Annotated in this window: 11 protein-coding genes; all 11 read right to left on the reverse strand. The window is 62.3% G+C overall.

Annotated features, from left to right (window positions below):
- Positions 1 to 22: 22 nt before the first annotated feature.
- Positions 23 to 220: a hypothetical protein gene (locus AC3WOY_RS03875; protein ID WP_492421052.1), complete on the reverse strand. Its 198-nt coding sequence runs from the start codon at positions 218 to 220 to the stop codon at positions 23 to 25.
- A gap of 152 nt (positions 221 to 372) precedes the next feature.
- Complete coding sequence (locus tag AC3WOY_RS03880; protein ID WP_492421026.1) at positions 373 to 1,281, reverse strand: glycoside hydrolase family 16 protein; 909 nt, start codon at positions 1,279 to 1,281, stop codon at positions 373 to 375.
- A gap of 299 nt (positions 1,282 to 1,580) precedes the next feature.
- Positions 1,581 to 3,422, reverse strand: coding sequence for a glycoside hydrolase family 16 protein (locus AC3WOY_RS03885; RefSeq protein ID WP_492421053.1), 1,842 nt, complete (start codon positions 3,420 to 3,422; stop codon positions 1,581 to 1,583).
- 146 nt (positions 3,423 to 3,568) lie between these two features.
- Positions 3,569 to 4,423 (reverse strand): glycoside hydrolase family 16 protein, encoded by an 855-nt coding sequence (locus tag AC3WOY_RS03890; RefSeq protein WP_492421054.1) that lies wholly within the window; start codon positions 4,421 to 4,423, stop codon positions 3,569 to 3,571.
- Between the two features lie 21 nt (positions 4,424 to 4,444).
- The gene (gene galE / locus AC3WOY_RS03895) at positions 4,445 to 5,473 is read right to left on the reverse strand and encodes a UDP-glucose 4-epimerase GalE (protein ID WP_492421055.1); all 1,029 of its coding nucleotides are present in this window, start codon (positions 5,471 to 5,473) and stop codon (positions 4,445 to 4,447) included.
- A gap of 131 nt (positions 5,474 to 5,604) precedes the next feature.
- The gene (locus tag AC3WOY_RS03900) at positions 5,605 to 7,254 is read right to left on the reverse strand and encodes an FAD-dependent oxidoreductase (protein ID WP_492421056.1); all 1,650 of its coding nucleotides are present in this window, start codon (positions 7,252 to 7,254) and stop codon (positions 5,605 to 5,607) included.
- 162 nt (positions 7,255 to 7,416) lie between these two features.
- On the reverse strand, positions 7,417 to 8,793 hold the full coding sequence (locus AC3WOY_RS03905; RefSeq protein WP_492429175.1) for a phosphomannomutase/phosphoglucomutase: 1,377 nt from the start codon (positions 8,791 to 8,793) through the stop codon (positions 7,417 to 7,419).
- A gap of 222 nt (positions 8,794 to 9,015) precedes the next feature.
- A complete protein-coding gene (locus tag AC3WOY_RS03910) occupies positions 9,016 to 11,268 on the reverse strand; it encodes a polysaccharide biosynthesis tyrosine autokinase (RefSeq protein WP_492421057.1) in 2,253 nt (750 codons plus the stop codon).
- Positions 11,269 to 11,410: 142 nt separating this feature from the next.
- Complete coding sequence (locus tag AC3WOY_RS03915) at positions 11,411 to 12,538, reverse strand: polysaccharide biosynthesis/export family protein (protein ID WP_492421058.1); 1,128 nt, start codon at positions 12,536 to 12,538, stop codon at positions 11,411 to 11,413.
- Positions 12,539 to 13,113: 575 nt separating this feature from the next.
- Complete coding sequence (locus AC3WOY_RS03920) at positions 13,114 to 15,615, reverse strand: ABC transporter permease (protein ID WP_492429177.1); 2,502 nt, start codon at positions 15,613 to 15,615, stop codon at positions 13,114 to 13,116.
- On the reverse strand, positions 15,615 to 16,199 hold the full coding sequence (locus AC3WOY_RS03925) for a DUF4126 domain-containing protein (protein ID WP_492421059.1): 585 nt from the start codon (positions 16,197 to 16,199) through the stop codon (positions 15,615 to 15,617). Before AC3WOY_RS03925 ends, AC3WOY_RS03920 begins: the two co-directional genes overlap by 1 nt.
- Positions 16,200 to 16,248 lie beyond the last annotated feature (49 nt).

Here is a 16,248-nt window from a genome sequence, read left to right on the forward strand (position 1 = left end):
GAAATCCATTCCCGCTGTCTTTTCAGGCCAACGCCTCTTTCGCGGCCTGCTCCGGAGTCAATCCATCATAGAACATGTCAGTAAACCACTCGACATGTTCCTCGATATGTTCCTGCGCCTGCGCAAGTGTCGCGCCACCTGCAACCAGAAACCCTTCCACTGCCGTGCACCACTGGATAAGCGCTTCGGTTTCCGGATCCAGTTTTTCTTTCTTTGCCATCACATTCCCCTTTCAGCCTGCGTGAATGGTCATCATAAATCAGATTTCTCCGGGCACATGACCATTTCCAGTTCTCCTGCGCAAATGCAAAAAGGCCGGCATCGCTGCCGGCCCCTGCAGGTGCGTGAAGGCTGTGCTTCACATGCGCTGCATCACTTGAACTTCCATGCACGCACGTAGTTGACCTCGAACGAGTTCTGCTTGCCCTGCGGCGTCGAATCGTCCGGCGTGCCCGACGCGCTGCCGTACCACAGGTCCAGCATCAGGTACATCGGATCGCCCATCGTCGTGTTCACCACCAGCACTTCCTTGCCGTCGAAGTAGTAGGTCTGCTTGTTCGGTTCCCACTTCACCGCATACTTGTGGAAGCCTTCCGACAGGTCCATCCCGGTGTCGTACTGGCGCGTGCCCACCAGTTGGCCTTCGCGGTCGCCCTTCCATACCGTCGGTGCATACGCGGTCGGGTGCGCCACGCCATTCTTGTTCACGCCCCACGGCGCTGCGCCGCCGGCGTACGCTTCCATCACGTCCATCTCCGGACGGCGTTCGTTGATATGGTTGAACAGCCAAAACGCGGGCCAGGTGCCCTTGCCCACCGGCAGCTTCGCCTCGATCTCGAAGTAACCGTAGGTCTGGTAATACTTGCCGTCGGTGTCGAGCGTGCGGTTGAAGAACTTGCCCGATGCATCGCGCTGCGGCCAGATCTTGAGCTTGCCTTCCTCGACCGCGTAGTTCTTGGTCGCATTGGAGGTCTCGTACCACATGGCGTCATTCCAGAGGCTGCTGTTGAAGCTGTCGAACTCTTCCGTGAAGGTCAACGCATACTGGCTGGCATCCTGGCCGAACGGCGTCTTGCTGTCTGCCGCCGGTGCCTGAACAGCCTCGGGAATGGTGGTTGCGGGAGTGGCGCCGGCCTGGGCGCCGGCATGGGCGGCTGCGGTCGTTTGCGCGGCTGCCGTGGTGTCGGTGCCGCCGCCCCCGCCGCCGCAGGCGATCAAGACCGTCGCGGAGGCGCAACACAGTGTGGAAATAGCGAATCGGTGGAAAGCGATGTTAGCCAAAATTGTTTCTCCTGTTTCGTATTGATGGTAGCCAATCGTTCTTCATGGCAAGCGGGGGTAGGAGCTTGCGCTTCGGAAAATGGTTCCGGAAATCACCGAAATTCAGGAGAGTTTTTTCGTTCTGTGGTGCAAGGGTTAACGGTTTCGTTGGCGTTCGTGCATGAAACCGGAAAAATGCAGTAGCGAAAGAACAAAAAAAAAAGGCCAGCGTTTCCGCTGACCTCAAACACACCCCGCACAAGGCGGAGGCTCGAACCTTGCGAACCTCGCCATACCGGCGAGGCCCGCGTCATGCTTGATTACTTGAATCGCCACGCACGAATGTAGTTGACCTCGTAAGAGTTCGACTTGCCTTGCGGGGTCGTATTGTCAGGCGTGCCGGAAGCAGACCCGAACCACAGGTCCAGCATCAGGTACATCGGATCGCTGAAGGTGGTGTTCAGCACCAGCACTTCCTTGCCATCGAAGTAATAGGTCTGCTTGTTCGGTTCCCACTTCACTGCATATTTGTGGAAGCCGGCGGACAGGTCCAGGCCGGTGTCGTACTGGCGGGTGCCGACCAGCTCGTCCGGGCCCTTCCACACTGTCGGTGCGTATGCCTGCGGATGCGGGATGCCGTTGGCATCGTTGAAACCCCACGGCGCTGCGCCGCCTGCATACGCTTCCATCACGTCCATCTCGGGACGGCGATCGCCGATGTGGTTGAACAGCCAGAACGCGGGCCAGGTACCCTTGCCGATCGGGAGCTTGGCTTCGATCTCGAAGTAGCCGTAGGTCTGGTAATACTTGCCGTCGGTGTCGATGGTACGGTTGAAGAACCTGCCGCTTCCATCACGCTGCGGCCAGATCTTCAGCTTGCCGTCTTCGACCGTGTAGTTCTTGGTCGGGTTGGAGGTCTCGTACCAGATGTGGTCGTTCCACATGCTGGTGTTGAAGCCGCTGTTGAACTCGTCGGCAAATGTCAGCGTATAGGCATTGGCATCCTGTCCATACGGGCTCACAGTCGCGGGTGCAGGTGCAGGAGCCGGTGCAGGAGCCGGTGCAGGAGCCGGTGCAGGAGCCGGTGCCGGTGCCGGTGCCGGTGCGGGTGCGGGTGCCGTCGTCGTGGTGCTGGAGTATTCGCACACCTTGTTTGCGCCCGGGTACGGGTCGCCGAAGACGGTGTTGTTGCAGGCGATCGAACCGGTCGCCGTACGCGTTGCCCAGCGGTCGCCGAGGCCGTAGCGCACCGTGCGGGTGCCGGAGAAGGTGCAGGTGCCATACTCGGAGGCGCAACGGGTCCAGGAGGACGGTGCCGGCGCAGGAGCAGGCGCCGGTGCGGGAGCCGGTGCGGGTGCAGGGGTGGTGGTCGTATTGCCGTATTCGCACACCTTGTTTGCGCCCGGATACGGATCGCCGAATACGGTGTTGTTGCAGGCGATCGAACCGGTCGCGGTGCGGGTCGCCCAGCGGTCGCCGAGGCCGTAGCGCACCGTGCGAGTACCGGTGAACGTGCAGGTACCGTACTCGCTCGCGCAGCGTGTCCAGGAGGACGGTGCAGGTGCAGGTGCGGTGGTTGTTACCTCGTAGTCGCACACCTTGTTCGCGCCCGGATACGGGTCGCCGAAGACTGTGTTATTGCAGGCGACAGAGCCGGTCACCGTGCGCGTTGCCCAGCGCGTATCGAGGCCATAACGAACCTGGGTAGTGCCGGGGACGCTGCATGTGCCGTACTCGGACGCGCAGCGTTGCCAGGACGTCGACGGCGCGGGTGCCGGAGCAGGTGCCGGAGCAGGTGCCGGGGCCGGCACAGTGGTAGTCGTCGCATACTCGCACACCTTGCTCGCGCCGACGTACGGATCGCCGAAGACAGAGTTGTTGCATGCAATGGAATCGGTGGCAGTGCGCGTCGCCCAGCGGTCGCCGAGGCCGTAGCGCACCTCGCGCGTGCCGGTGAAGTTGCATGTGCCATATTCGACCGCACAACGGGTCCAATCGGTAACGACCGTTGTGTCCGGCATCATGATGCCGGCCCCCGCCTCGGCGGACATGACGCTGCCGGCAGGTTCGGTGGAGCCGCCGCCACAGGCGGCAAGAAGCACCGCGGCGCAGGCGCTCGACAGCGCGGCCACGGGAAAGTGGTGATGTGAATAGTTCGACACGATAGCCCCTAAGGAAACGATTACCGCCACTGTTTATGGGCGGCAAGAGTTTCTTAAGAGCATTGCCCTTCGGAAATGGTTCCTCAGGAAGTAGGGGATTTTCCGGGCGTATTTCTTCGTTTGCGGAATGGCATGCAAACATGTAATCAGCCTGGTTCGCGATTCTTGAATTGCCAGGCGCGGATGTAGTTCACCTCGAAGGAATTTCCCTTCCCCGTTGGCGTGCTTTCATCGGGCTCTCCGCTGGAGCTGCCGAACCAGAGATCGACAAGGATGTACATCCGGTCGTTCATGTTGGCTTCCACGAAATAGGTTTCCTTGCCGTCGAGGTAGAACGTAACCTTGCCCGGTTCCCATTTCGCGGCGTACTTGTGGAATTTCGCGGAGAGGTCCGTGCGGGCGTCGAACTGCCGTGTCCCCGCCGAGACGCCTTCATCCAGCCACACGGTCGCGCCATAAGCGGTCGGGCGCGATACGCCGGCATCGTCCGTATACCCCCACGGATCGATGCCGCCCGGATAGGCCTCCATGATGTCGATTTCCGGCCGGCGGTTGCCGGGGTGGGCAAACAGCCAGAACGCCGGCCATGTCCCCTTCCCGCGCGGCAGTTTTGCCTCCATTTCGAAATAGCCGTATTTCTGTTCGAACTTGCCATCGGTATCGAGCGTGCGGTTGAAGAACTTTCCGGTTGCGTCGCGTTGCGGCCAGATCTTCAGCACGCCCTTCTCGACCGTGAAGTTCCGGGTCGGGTTCGGCTTCTCGTACCAGATGTGGTCGTTCCAGATAGCCGGATTGAAGCTGTCGAATTCCTCCGCAAAGGTCAGCACGTAGTCGGAAGCTTTCTGCCCGTACGGTGTCTTCGCCGCAGCGGGCTCGCCGCGTTTGGACTTCGCCGCCAGCGCCGCTACCTTTTGTGCGTCGAAGGCGGGCTCTTCGCCGCAGGCCGAGAAGCCGGCCACGGCGAAGGTACATGTCAACACGAGATGGAGTAATCGCTTCATGTGCGTGCAATCCTGCGTCGATCAGGATGAATGGAAACCGTCGGGATTCATGCTCTGCCAGCGCCAATGGTCCGCGCACATTTCCGCCAGTCCGAGGCGCGCGCGCCAGTCGAGCACGCGGAAGGCATTGCCGGGGTCCGCATAGCACACCGCGATATCTCCCGGCCTGCGCGCCGTGATCTGGTACGGAATCCTGCGTCCGCTTGCCCCTTCGAACGCACGCACCATTTCCAGCACGCTGTAGCCGCGGCCGGTGCCGAGGTTGAGCGTGAAACCGCGCCCAGAGCGGAACAATTCGGCCAGCGCCGCAAGGTGCCCGCGCGCAAGGTCGACCACGTGGATGTAGTCGCGCACGCCGGTACCGTCCGGCGTCGGGTAGTCGTTGCCGAAGACCGAGAGCCGCTCCCGCCGCCCGACGGCCACCTGCGCAATGTAGGGCATCAGGTTGTTGGGAATGCCGCGCGGGTCTTCTCCGATCAGGCCGCTGGGATGCGCACCCGCCGGATTGAAATAGCGCAGCGCGCCGATCGCCCATTCCGGGTCGGACTGGCCGAGGTCTTCCAGCACCTGCTCGACCATCAGCTTGGAGCGTCCGTAGGGATTGGTGACTGACAGGCGAGCCGATTCCGTGATCGGTACCGTTTCCGGATCGCCGTATACAGTGGCGGAAGAGCTGAACAGGAATTTCTTCACCCCGGCTTCGCCAAGCGCCTGCAGCAGCGTCACCGAGCCGCCCACATTGTTTTCGAAATAATCGAGCGGCCGCGCGACCGATTCGCCGACGGCTTTCAGTCCGGCGAAATGAATGGCTGCATCGATGCGGTGCGTTTTCAGGATGGCGGTCAATGCCGCACTGTCGCGCACGTCGGCTTCATAGAACGGGATCACATGCCCGGTGATGCGTTCCACCCGCGCCAGAGATTCCATCGAACTGTTGCAGAGATTGTCGAGCGCGACGACGGCATAACCCGACGACAGCAACTCGACGCAGGTATGCGAGCCGATATAGCCGGCGGCGCCGGTCACGAGGATGGTCTTGGGAATGGTCATGCGACGGTGCTCCGGTCATAAGAGGTGGATGCGGCGCTTCCCGAAAGGATGAACGGCTCCGCAGGCAGCAGACCATTGCCGCTGCCCGTTGCTGGCTCCGTTGTCGCGCCCGGTGTCCTATCCGGCTATCGTCATGCCGCCTCCATCGCCAAAGGACTGCTGCTGGAGTTGCGGATCTCCCTGACCAGGTGTTCGGAAAGGCGGAACGCAAGCGCGGCAAGCGTGATGGTCGGGAAGTTCGCGCCGGCCGTCGGGAAGACGGAGCTGCCGGCGACGAACAGGTTGGACATCCCATGCACCTGGCAGTTGCGATCGACCACGCCGTATTTCGGCGAATCGTGCATGCGCGTGGTGCCCATGTGATGCCAGGTGCCTTCCAGGTCGGACGGCCACTTGCGGCCTTCGAACGCTGTGTCGAGCTCCACCTGGGCGACGCCGCTCTTGCGCATGTCTTCGGCCAGCAATGCCAGCGTGCGGTCGAAGGTGCGTTTCACCTTCGAAGTCAGCCTCCAGTCGACGCGCACGCGGTTCATGCCGAGCTGGTCCTTCTGCGACGGCGACAGCATGACGCGGCTGTTCGGATCCGGTTCCGGTTCCACGATGAGCTGGAACTTGACGCCCTTGATCAGCCAGCGCGGCTGGAACAGGCGCGTGTAGCCGTAACCCAGCGTATCCAGCGGATGGGTCACCATGGTCAGGATGTCCTTGCCCAGGTTCCAGTCTTCCTGGTCCTTCTGCAGCATTGCCTGCTTGATGCGGAACAGCGCCTGCGCGCCTTCGCTGCCCTCGCCCGGGAAGATGGAGTTGAACCAGACGCGGGCATTGAGGATGCCCTCCTCCTGCAGCACCTCGGGCGTCAGCGCGAACTGGTGCGCGACGTGCGTACCATGCGCGGCGACGGCGGCATTCATGTAGTGGTACTTCACGTCGGACAGCTTGTTGCGCGCCCATTCATCGGAGAAGCGGATGCTGCCCGTGATCAGGCGAGGATGGTCCATGAAGAAGCGGCCGACGAGGTCGTTGCCGTTGCCCAGCCCACACGGCAGGACCTTGTTCGAAGCAAGCAGCAGGCGCGCGTTCTCGATGCCGCCGGTGGCAAGCACATAGTGCTTTGCGACGACTTCTATGTACCTGCCCGTCAGGGTGGCAACCTGGATGCGCGTCACGTTCTGGCCCGAGCGATCGGTGTCGATATTGGTGGCGTTCGCATACAGGTAGACGCGGATGCGCTGGGAGTGCTTGAGCGTCTCGCGGTACAGTTTTCCGAAGCGTGCCGGCGGACTGAACTGGGAAATGGTGTCGCGGATTTTCCCGGTCACAAGCGGCATCCGGCGGACGTCGGACCGCCCGATCGATCGCTCCCAAAAATCCGGGTCGAAGTTGTTCGGCCCCAGTTTGAGCAGCGCATGGGTGCGGTCGTAGTAGGGCGCCAGTTCGCTCAGGCCGAAGGGCCAGCCGCTGTGGTCGACCCAGTCGCGCTTCTCGAAGTCCCACGGGTCGAGCGGCCTGCACCATCCGCCCCAGCAGTTGCTGCTGCCCCCGAGGAAGCGGCTGCGACTGCCGTCGGCGAAGTTGTAGCGCCACTCGCCCACATCCTCGCCGCGGTAGAGATCGCGCGTGCCGTCGTCGGGTGCGAAGCCGCCGCTTTCGAGGAGGCAGACATCGATCCCCTGTTTATCCAGCTCCATCGCGAGGGTGATGCCTGCGACGCCCCCGCCGATGATGCACACCGTCGATTGAACGACGGACCCCTGTTCGACCCTTCGAGTGTCAATAAACATTATTCTTCTGCTTCCCTACAGTGAGAAAAGTCATCCTCATTTACCAATGCGCATGTACAGCACGCAACCAGATGTATTGAAGATAGTTGGCAAATGCTTACGCCGTTTTGATGTGCATTAGAAAGCCGTCACAATGCCGCGCATAAACAACGCATTTCGCCTTCAGAACGTCAGCGCCGCATCTGGTTTGGCGGCAAGGATCGCTCTCTTGAAATCGTCCTGGATGCGCTTGAGCGCCTCGGGCGATTCGCCCTCGAATCGCATCACCACCACCGGCGTCGTGTTCGACGAACGCGCCAGGCCGAAGCCGTCCGCATACTCCACGCGCAATCCGTCGATCGTCACGATCTGCTCCGCATCCGGGAACTTCGCTTCCTTCTGCAGCTTGCCGATCAGCGCTACGTTCTCGCCCTCTTCCAGGTGCAGGTGCAGCTCCGGCGTGCTCGATGCCTGCGGCAAGGCATTCAGTTCCGCCGACGGATCGTCCATGCGCGTGAGCAGTTCCAGCAGGCGCGCACCGGCATACAGGCCATCGTCGAAGCCGTACCAGCGATCCTTGAAGAAGACGTGCCCGCTCATCTCGCCGCCCAACGGCGCGCCCGTCTCGCGCAGCTTGGCCTTCACCAGCGAATGCCCGGTCTTCCACATCAGCGGCACGCCGCCATGCTGCTTCACCCACGGACCGATGTGGCGCGTGCATTTGACGTCGTACAGGATTTCCTTGCCCGGATGGCGCGTGAGCACGTCCTTCGCAAACAGCATCAGCTGGCGGTCCGGGTAAATGATCTGGCCATCCTTGGTCACCACACCGAGACGATCGCCGTCGCCGTCGAAGGCCAGGCCGATCTCGGCGTCGGTTTCCTTCAGGCAGCGGATCAGGTCCTGCAGGTTTTCCGGATGCGCCGGGTCGGGATGGTGGTTGGGGAAATTGCCGTCGACTTCGCAGAACAGTTCGATCACCTCGCAGCCCATCGCGCGGTACAACTCGGGCGCGAAGGCGCCGGCCACGCCGTTGCCGCAATCGACCGCAATCTTCATCTTGCGGCTGGTCTTCACATCGCCGGCGATGCGCTCGATATAGGCCTGCCTGATGTCGTGCGTGCCGTAGCTGCCGTTGCCGGTGGCGAAGTCGCCGCGCACGATGGTCTGGTACAGGCCCTGGATGGCGTCGCCGTAGATCGCTTCACCGGCCAGCACCATCTTGAAGCCGTTGTAATCGGGCGGGTTGTGGCTGCCGGTGACCATGATGCCGGACTTCGCGTCGAGCACCTGGGTGGCGAAATAGACCATCGGGGTGGCGACCACGCCGAGGTCGATCACATTGATGCCGGCGCGCTGCAGGCCGGCGGCGAGCGCGGCGGACAGTTCCGGCCCGGACAGGCGGCCGTCGCGGCCGATGATGACGGTCTGCTCACCCTTGATGCGGGCGGCGGTGCCGAAGGCCTGGCCGATCTGGCGCGCAACGCCGATGTCGAGGGTCTTGCCGACGATGCCGCGGATGTCGTAGGCCTTGAAGATGCTGGGGGAGATGGGGAGCACGATGGGTAGGCTGAAGATGAACTGGGAAATGTTTGGAATTGCTTGCTGGCGGGTTCCGGATTCGAAGTCGAAACGCGCTTTCCCCGTCGTTTCCGCGCAGGCGGGAACCCATAGGGAGTCGGCTATCACTGCCTCACCATGGATTCCCGCCTGCGCGGAGATGACGAATTACGTCCGGATGAGCATCACTTCAGACGCTCGCCCGCATACCGCTATGGAACGTCACGACGCCTCGATCAACGGCGTATTCCCCGGCCGCTGGTTGTAGCCGTACTTACCATAGGTATAGCCGTATCCATATCGGCCAGGCCGCACCTTCAGGTCATTGAACAGCACACCCTTCGCTTCCAGCCCCGCCTGTGCAAGTCGCTTCATCGACTCGTTGATCTCGCCCGGTGTCGTGACGCCGGCGCGGGTCATGATGTAGATCGCGCCGCAATGCGCGCCGATGATCATGGTGTCGGCGACCGCCAGGATCGGCGGTGCGTCGATCAGCACGAGGTCGTAGCGTGCCGACAGCTCCTGCAGGAAGGCACCGAAGTTCGGGCGCAGCAGCAGCTCGGACGGATGCTGCGGCAAGGTGCCGGTGGTGATGAAATCCATGTTCTCGATCACGCCATGGTGGATCACCTGGTCGAGGCGGCGCGCACCGGCGATCGCATCCGACAGGCCGTCATGGCGGCCGAAGCCGAAGTACAGGTGCAGCAGGCCGTTGCGCAGGTCGGCGTCGATCAGCAGCACCTTCTTGCCGGTGGCCGCCATGATTGCCGCAAGGTTGGCGGAGACGAAGGACTTGCCCATGCCCGGCGTGGCGCCGGTGATCAGCACGATGTTGTTCTTGAACTGCGGCATGGAGAACTGCAGCGCCGTGCGGAAGTTGCGCAGGCTCTCGACCGCGACGTCGGTGGACGACACGTTCGCCAGCAGCGGCACCTTCTGGTGCTTGGCATTGACCTGCTGGTAAAGCTCGCGCTGCTTCTTGCTGTGCGGGATGGTTGCATAGACCGGAATGCCCGCGATCTGCTCCACTTCCTCCGGCGAATCGACAGCACCAGCCAGGGACTTGCGGAAGAATGCGGCAACCACACCGAGGAACAGACCTGCCAGTAGCGACAGCGCCAAGACCACCGGGCGGTTCGGCTTGACCGGTTTTTCCGGCAGCATCGGCGAGTCGACCAGGCGCACGTTACTGACCTTGCCCACCGTGATCAGGCGCAGTTGCTGCGAGGTGTTCAGCAGCGCGGTGTACAGCTCGGTATTCACTTTCACTTCACGTTGCAGGCGCAGCAGGTTCTGCTCGAGCGACGGCAGCTGCTTGATGTGGTCATTCATCGCAGCGATCTGGCCGTTGATTTCCTTGAGCTGGCCATCGATGCCCTGCACTGCCGGATGCTCGTCGGTGTAGCGTGCCAGCAGTTCGATCTTCTTCTGCTGCAGTTCCATCTTCTTCAGCTTTGCGGCGGAAGACTGTTGCAGCGTCAGCTTGGACTCTTCGCCCAGGTCCACCGTGCCGTTCTGGTTGCGGAAGGCGTTGTACTTCGCCTCGGCCTGCTCGAGCTGGCCCTTGATCTCGGGCAGCTGCTTGTTCAGGTAGGCGAGCGACTTCTCGGCTTCTTCGGTCTTGCGCGCGGAATTCTGGCGTACATACTCCTTGCTGACCTCATTGAGCACGGTATGCACCATGCGCGGGTCGTCGCCGCGCAGGCTGGCGCCGATCACGCCGGACTGCTTGCCGCCGAGCTCTTCCACCTTCATCGCATTCTGGATGCCTTCGATGGTGGCCAGGCGCGAGCTGCGCGACATCAGGAATTCTGCGCCGGGCTTGCCTTCAAGCTGGTTGACGCGAATCTCGATGGTGCCCTTCGGCAGTTCGAAGATCGCAGTCTCGCCGACACGCGCCTTGAGGTCGATCCCCTGCTCCTTCTGCAGCAGGCGGAATTCGTTGTTGGGCTGCACGATCAGCGAGAATTCGCGGTTCAGCAACGATTCCGGCACGTTGAACACGGCCACGTCGATCTTCTCGGAACCCCAGGTATAGCCGCCCCAGCCGAACAGGCCCGGCGTGGAGAGCTGCTTGTTGCGCTCCGCCAGCCAGTTGCCGATCACCGGGAGGCGCTTGGGTCCGGCGTTGATGTACAGGCGCAGGTTATCCGTCGCGCGGGACACCACGAGGCGCGACTGCAGCAGTTCCATCTCCGCCAGCGCCGAGGTCTTGACGTCGAACATCGACTGCAGGTCGCCGACGATGTTCTGCGACTTGGACGGTCCCTCTTCCTCGACGTGGATCAGCATGTTCGCCTGGTAGACCGGCGTCGTGAGGAAGGCGTATGCTGCACCCAGCAAGGTGGCGACCAGCGTGATGGTCGCGATCAGCCAGCGGTTCTCCCACAGGACGTCGAGATACGTCGAGAGCTCGGCTTCGTTTTCTTGCGGACGGGCCGGGCCGGTCAGCAGTGGTATGGATTGATTCATCATAGGATTCTTCGCTTGTTGTTAGTACGGTGACTTGCTGAGCGGGATTGAACTTTCCTGTCGAACCGTCGCAGCCTTGGCACGATCCGGGCTGGATGCCCGATTCATCCGGCGGGCATCCTTCACCCTCGGCACGGCATCACTGCTAACGCGCGGGACCGACCGCGCCGACTGCCGAGGACAACGCGCCCGGCAGGATCAGGCTGATGGAACGGTGCCAGTTCGCCAGCGGCGTGGCCGCGACGAAGACGACGTCCTTGGGCGACAGCTCGAAGCCCTCGGCCATGGCAAGTGCGCCGGGAGACCGCCCGTCAAGCTGGTAGACCACCTGTTCGGTGCCCTGCTTGCGGATCACATAGATCTGGCTGCCGTCGCCGCTGGTCGGGTTGATGCCGCCGGATTCGCCGAGCGCCTCGTTCAGCGTCAGGCGGCCGTTATGCATCGGCAGCGCACGCGGGCTGACCACTTCTCCGGAGACGAAGACCTTGCTCTCGTCCCGCGAGCGCACGCGGACGACATCGCCGCTGGTCAGCATGATGCTGGAGGGATTGACGCCGCGCTGCACGAGCTGCGGCAGGTTGATGAAGTAATTGGTGCCGTTGCGGTTGACGATGATCTGACTCTGGTCGCCGGTCGGGAGCACGCCGCCCGCACGGTTGATGGCCTCGACCAGGGTCATCGGGATATCGTTGATCGCCTGCAGGCCGGGGTTCTTCACTTCGCCATCGACATACACGCGCTTGCTGCGGAAAGATTGCACGCGCAGCGTGACCTTCGGCTGCTTCAGGTACTTGGACAGCTTGTTCGACAGCAGGTTGCGCGCCTGGTCCTGCGTCAGGCCGGCGACTTTCAGCGGGCCTGCGTACGGAAACTGGATCATGCCCTCATGGTCGACCATGAAGCCCGCCGGCGGCGCAGTAGTGGCCGAAGTCGATGCATCGGAGCCGAGGCCCACCGGGCCGCCCGCTGCCACGGTGGCGCTGTTCGACAGCTCGGGGTGGTCCCAGACGACGATGGACAGCACGTCGCCGCTCTCGATGGTGTACGGGCCCGGCTTGCCGAGGAGCTTGCTGATGTCCTGGGTCACCTGCTTTTCGCGTGTCTCGCGTTCGGTCTTCACGAGTTGCGGCGTGATTTGCCGCAAGACAGGATTGATGTTTTCGGCGCCGGAAGCGGCAGTCGAATCGGGCGCGCTGCTGCCCGAACTGTAATTCGATCCGTTGAAGTGCAGACCCGGTGCGACGGAAGCGCAGCCCGCCGCGATCCATGGCATGACAACAACCATACTCCATCTCTTGAGAGATGCCTTGGACTTGAAGTGCATATGATTACCCCACTGAGTAGTACGATCCGGCCATGAAGACCGTTTGGCTATTGCTGAGAGATGCGTCTTCGAGATGGCGTCGTGCGGGCCGCTGTCTTCGACATTCACCGGCAAGTACTTGCCGCGCTGGCACGTGGTGAGTGGCTCGCTCCATCTCTTTCATTGCCGGTTGACTAGGCTTATCTTATGTACAACTTTACGTTTACCCTTCCTGCCTGTTTTGACACTCATCAACGGCGACCCACATATGAAATGCGCATGAATCAAAGCGTTGTTTTGTTCTCATCGATGCGTTTTTCATAGCGAGCGTCGCGTGACATGCATGCGAATCAATACAGAATACTGAAAGGTTTCGTTACATTGATGCACCACCTCTACAGCAATGAAGATAGGAGCAAGGCGCACATGCAACCTTGCGAAAAAGCACGCAGAAACGCGAAGGGACTTAATCGAAATTAAGTCCCTTCACTTGGAGGAGATGCCATTGGGGAACACGCCGGAAGTTTTCCGGCGGCAAGCGGGGATCAGGTTCCGCGCAAGGTTTGCAGCGGAGGCTGGCTCAATACATTACGCAGTCCGACCCAGCCGCCGACAAAGGCGCACAGCGAACCGACGAACAATCCGGCAAGCCATACCACAGGACTGAACGTCCACTCGAAGTTGAACACGAATTTCGCCAGCGCCCAGCCGACCGCTGCAGCGCCGCTCGCAGCGAGCATGCCGGCAAGACCGCCAACGAGCGCGAACTCGATCCACTGTGACTGCGACAGTTGCGTACGTGTCGCACCGAGCGCGCGCAGCAACCCCGATTCGCGGATGCGCTCGTCCTGAGAGCCGACGAGCGCCGCATACAGCACGAGCACACCCGACGCCAGCGTGAACAGGAACAGGAATTCGACCGCCGAGATCACCTGGTCTACCACACCCTGCACCTGCCTGATCATGCTGCCGACATCGACCACCGTCAGGTTCGGATAGTCGCGCGTGAGCCGGTTGACGAACCCCATCTTGTCGGCGGGCAAGTGGAAGGCGGTGATCCATGTCTGCGGCATGTTCTTCATGATCGACGGATTGAGGATCACGAAGAAGTTGACGCGCATCGATCCCCATTCGAGCTTGCGCAGGCTGGTGATGGTGGCTTCGACGCGCTGGCCGCCGATATCGAACTGCAGGCGGTCGCCGAGTTTCAGGCCGAGCGTCTTCGCCAGCCCCTCTTCCACCGATGCCTCGGGCCTGCTGTCGTCGAACCAGCGGCCGGCGGATACCTGGTTCTGCTCAGGGATGTCCCTCATCGTGGAAAGGTTGAACTCGCGGTCCACCAGGCGGCGCGCGCGGTCCTCCGCGTAGCTGTCCACCGTGACCGCCCTGTCGTTCACCTGCACGAGGCGTCCGCGGATCATCGGATAGAGCATGCTGCGTCCGCGACTGTTTTCCGCGATCTGTTTTTCGATATCGGATTTCTGCTCGGGCTGGATGTTGATGATGAAGCGGTTCGGCGCATCGGGCGGCGTGGAGTCGCGCCAGGCGTTCACCAGGTCGCCGCGGATCACGGTCAGCAGCAGCAATGCCATCAGGCCGAGCGACAAGGCCACGACCTGCACCACGGTTGCGCCGGTGCGGCGCTGCAATGCGGTCACGGCAAAACGCCAGCCCGGGTGGTTGAGCGCGGGACGCAGGAAGCGCAGGGACTTCAGGCCAAGGAAACCGACAAGCGCAAACGCCGCGAATCCGCCAAGAAAGCCCGCTGCCGTCAGCAGGCCGAGTTTCGGATCGCCCGATTGCCAGAGCAGCAATCCGATGAATGCGGTGAGTCCAAGCGCATACGTTGCCACCGTCACCGGTTGCGGCGCATCCTGCTCGCGCCGGATCACGCGGTTGTGCGGCACATTGCGCAATTGCAGGATGGGCGGGATGGCAAATCCGACCAGCAGCACCAGGCCGGTCACCACGCCCTGCACCGCCGGGATGATGCTCGCCGACGGCAACGTGTTGGTCACCAGGCGGGCCAGCCACTCCAGCAGCACGAAATGCGCGGCAAATCCCACCACCGCACCCAGCAGGCTGCCGACAAGACCGACCGTCACGAATTCGATCAGGTACATCGTCGTCACCTGGTTCTGCGTCAGGCCGAGGCAGCGCAGCATCGCGCAGGCATCGATGTGGCGCAGCATGAAGCGGCGCGCTGCCATGGCGACGGCGATAGCCGCGAGCATCGCGGAAAGCAGGCCGACGAGCGACAGGAATTGCTCGGCACGATCCAGCGTTGTCCGCATTTCCGGCCGTCCCGACTCCAGCGACTCGATACGCACGCCCTTGACGGCATCGCTTTCGATCCGGTCCTGCACCCAGCGCTGGAACGCCGTCACCTTCGCCGCATCGCCCGCCACCTGCAAGCGATAGATGACGCGCGATCCGAACTGGATCAGGTTGGTGGCCGGAAGGTCCGCAAGCGGCAGCATGACGCGCGGCGCAAAGTTGATGAAGCCAGCACCGCGATCCGGTTCGATTGCGATGATTTTGGCGATGCGGAAGGTCTTGTCGCCGAGCCTGATGGCTTCCCCCATACCGGCATCGAGCGCCTGCAATACTCCCGCATCGACCCATACCGTATCTGGAACGGGAATATCGCGCGTTTCGGCATCCGGCGCTTCCTGCTCGTCCGCGATCCTGAGCGCGCCGCGCAGCGGGTATCCCGGAGAAACCGCCTTCACCGAGGCGAGCTGCGAACGGGTATTGTCTCCTTCGCCTGCGAGCGCCATGCTGGGAAAGGTTACCGTGTCGGCCAGCGTGAGGCCGCGCTTCTGCGCCTCCTCGCGCCATGCAGGATGGACCGGCTGGTCGGCGTTGATGACGAGATCCGCGCCCAGCAGGCGGTGCGCATCGCGGCTCAGGCCTGCGCGCATGCGATCGACGAAGAATCCCACCGACGACAGCGAGGCAACCGCCACGATCATCGCCACCAGCAGGAAACGAAGCTCTCCCGCCCGCCAGTCGCGGCGGGTCATCAGCAATGCCTGTTTCAGCATCAGGTACTCAACTTTCTGAAAAGCCATCGCAGGCCGCGCCACAGCTTCGGCATCAGCCACAATGCAATGAGGAAAAATACAATCAGGAAGGCGAACAGCAAGAGCGGGTGGAAGAAGGCCATCCACAAGCCGCCAAGCACGGCAACATCTTCCGTGAAGGAGGCCGCCCAGTTACTGAACGGTTCAGGCGAGGTATTGATCAGCGCACGGCTCCCCGCCTTGGTCACGTGCGCGCCCGCGGCGAAGGTGCCGCCGAGAAGTGCTGCGATGGCGGTCCACTCCGTGCCCATTTCGCCCAGCGCGGCAGCGCCGATCACTGCGCCCGCGGGCACGCGGATGAAGGTCTGGATTGCGTCCCACGCGGAATCGATGCCAGGCACCTTGTCGGCGAGGAACTCCACCAGCAGCAGCGCGCCGGTGACCGCCATGACCCATGGCGATTGCAGCACTTCCAGCGCCGGCGGTAAATCGATCCACCCCGCGCGGCCGAACCAGCCCGCGACGAACAGTGTCATGTACAACCGGATGCCGCTGGCCCAGGAAAGGCCGCTGGCCAGCGCAGCGGCGGAAAGCGTCTCAGCCATTGCCCCTCCTGTCGCAACACAGGAAGATCCGCCGCCGGGAAATCCCCGG

This window comes from Noviherbaspirillum sp. FW303-A3, assembly GCF_058788695.1.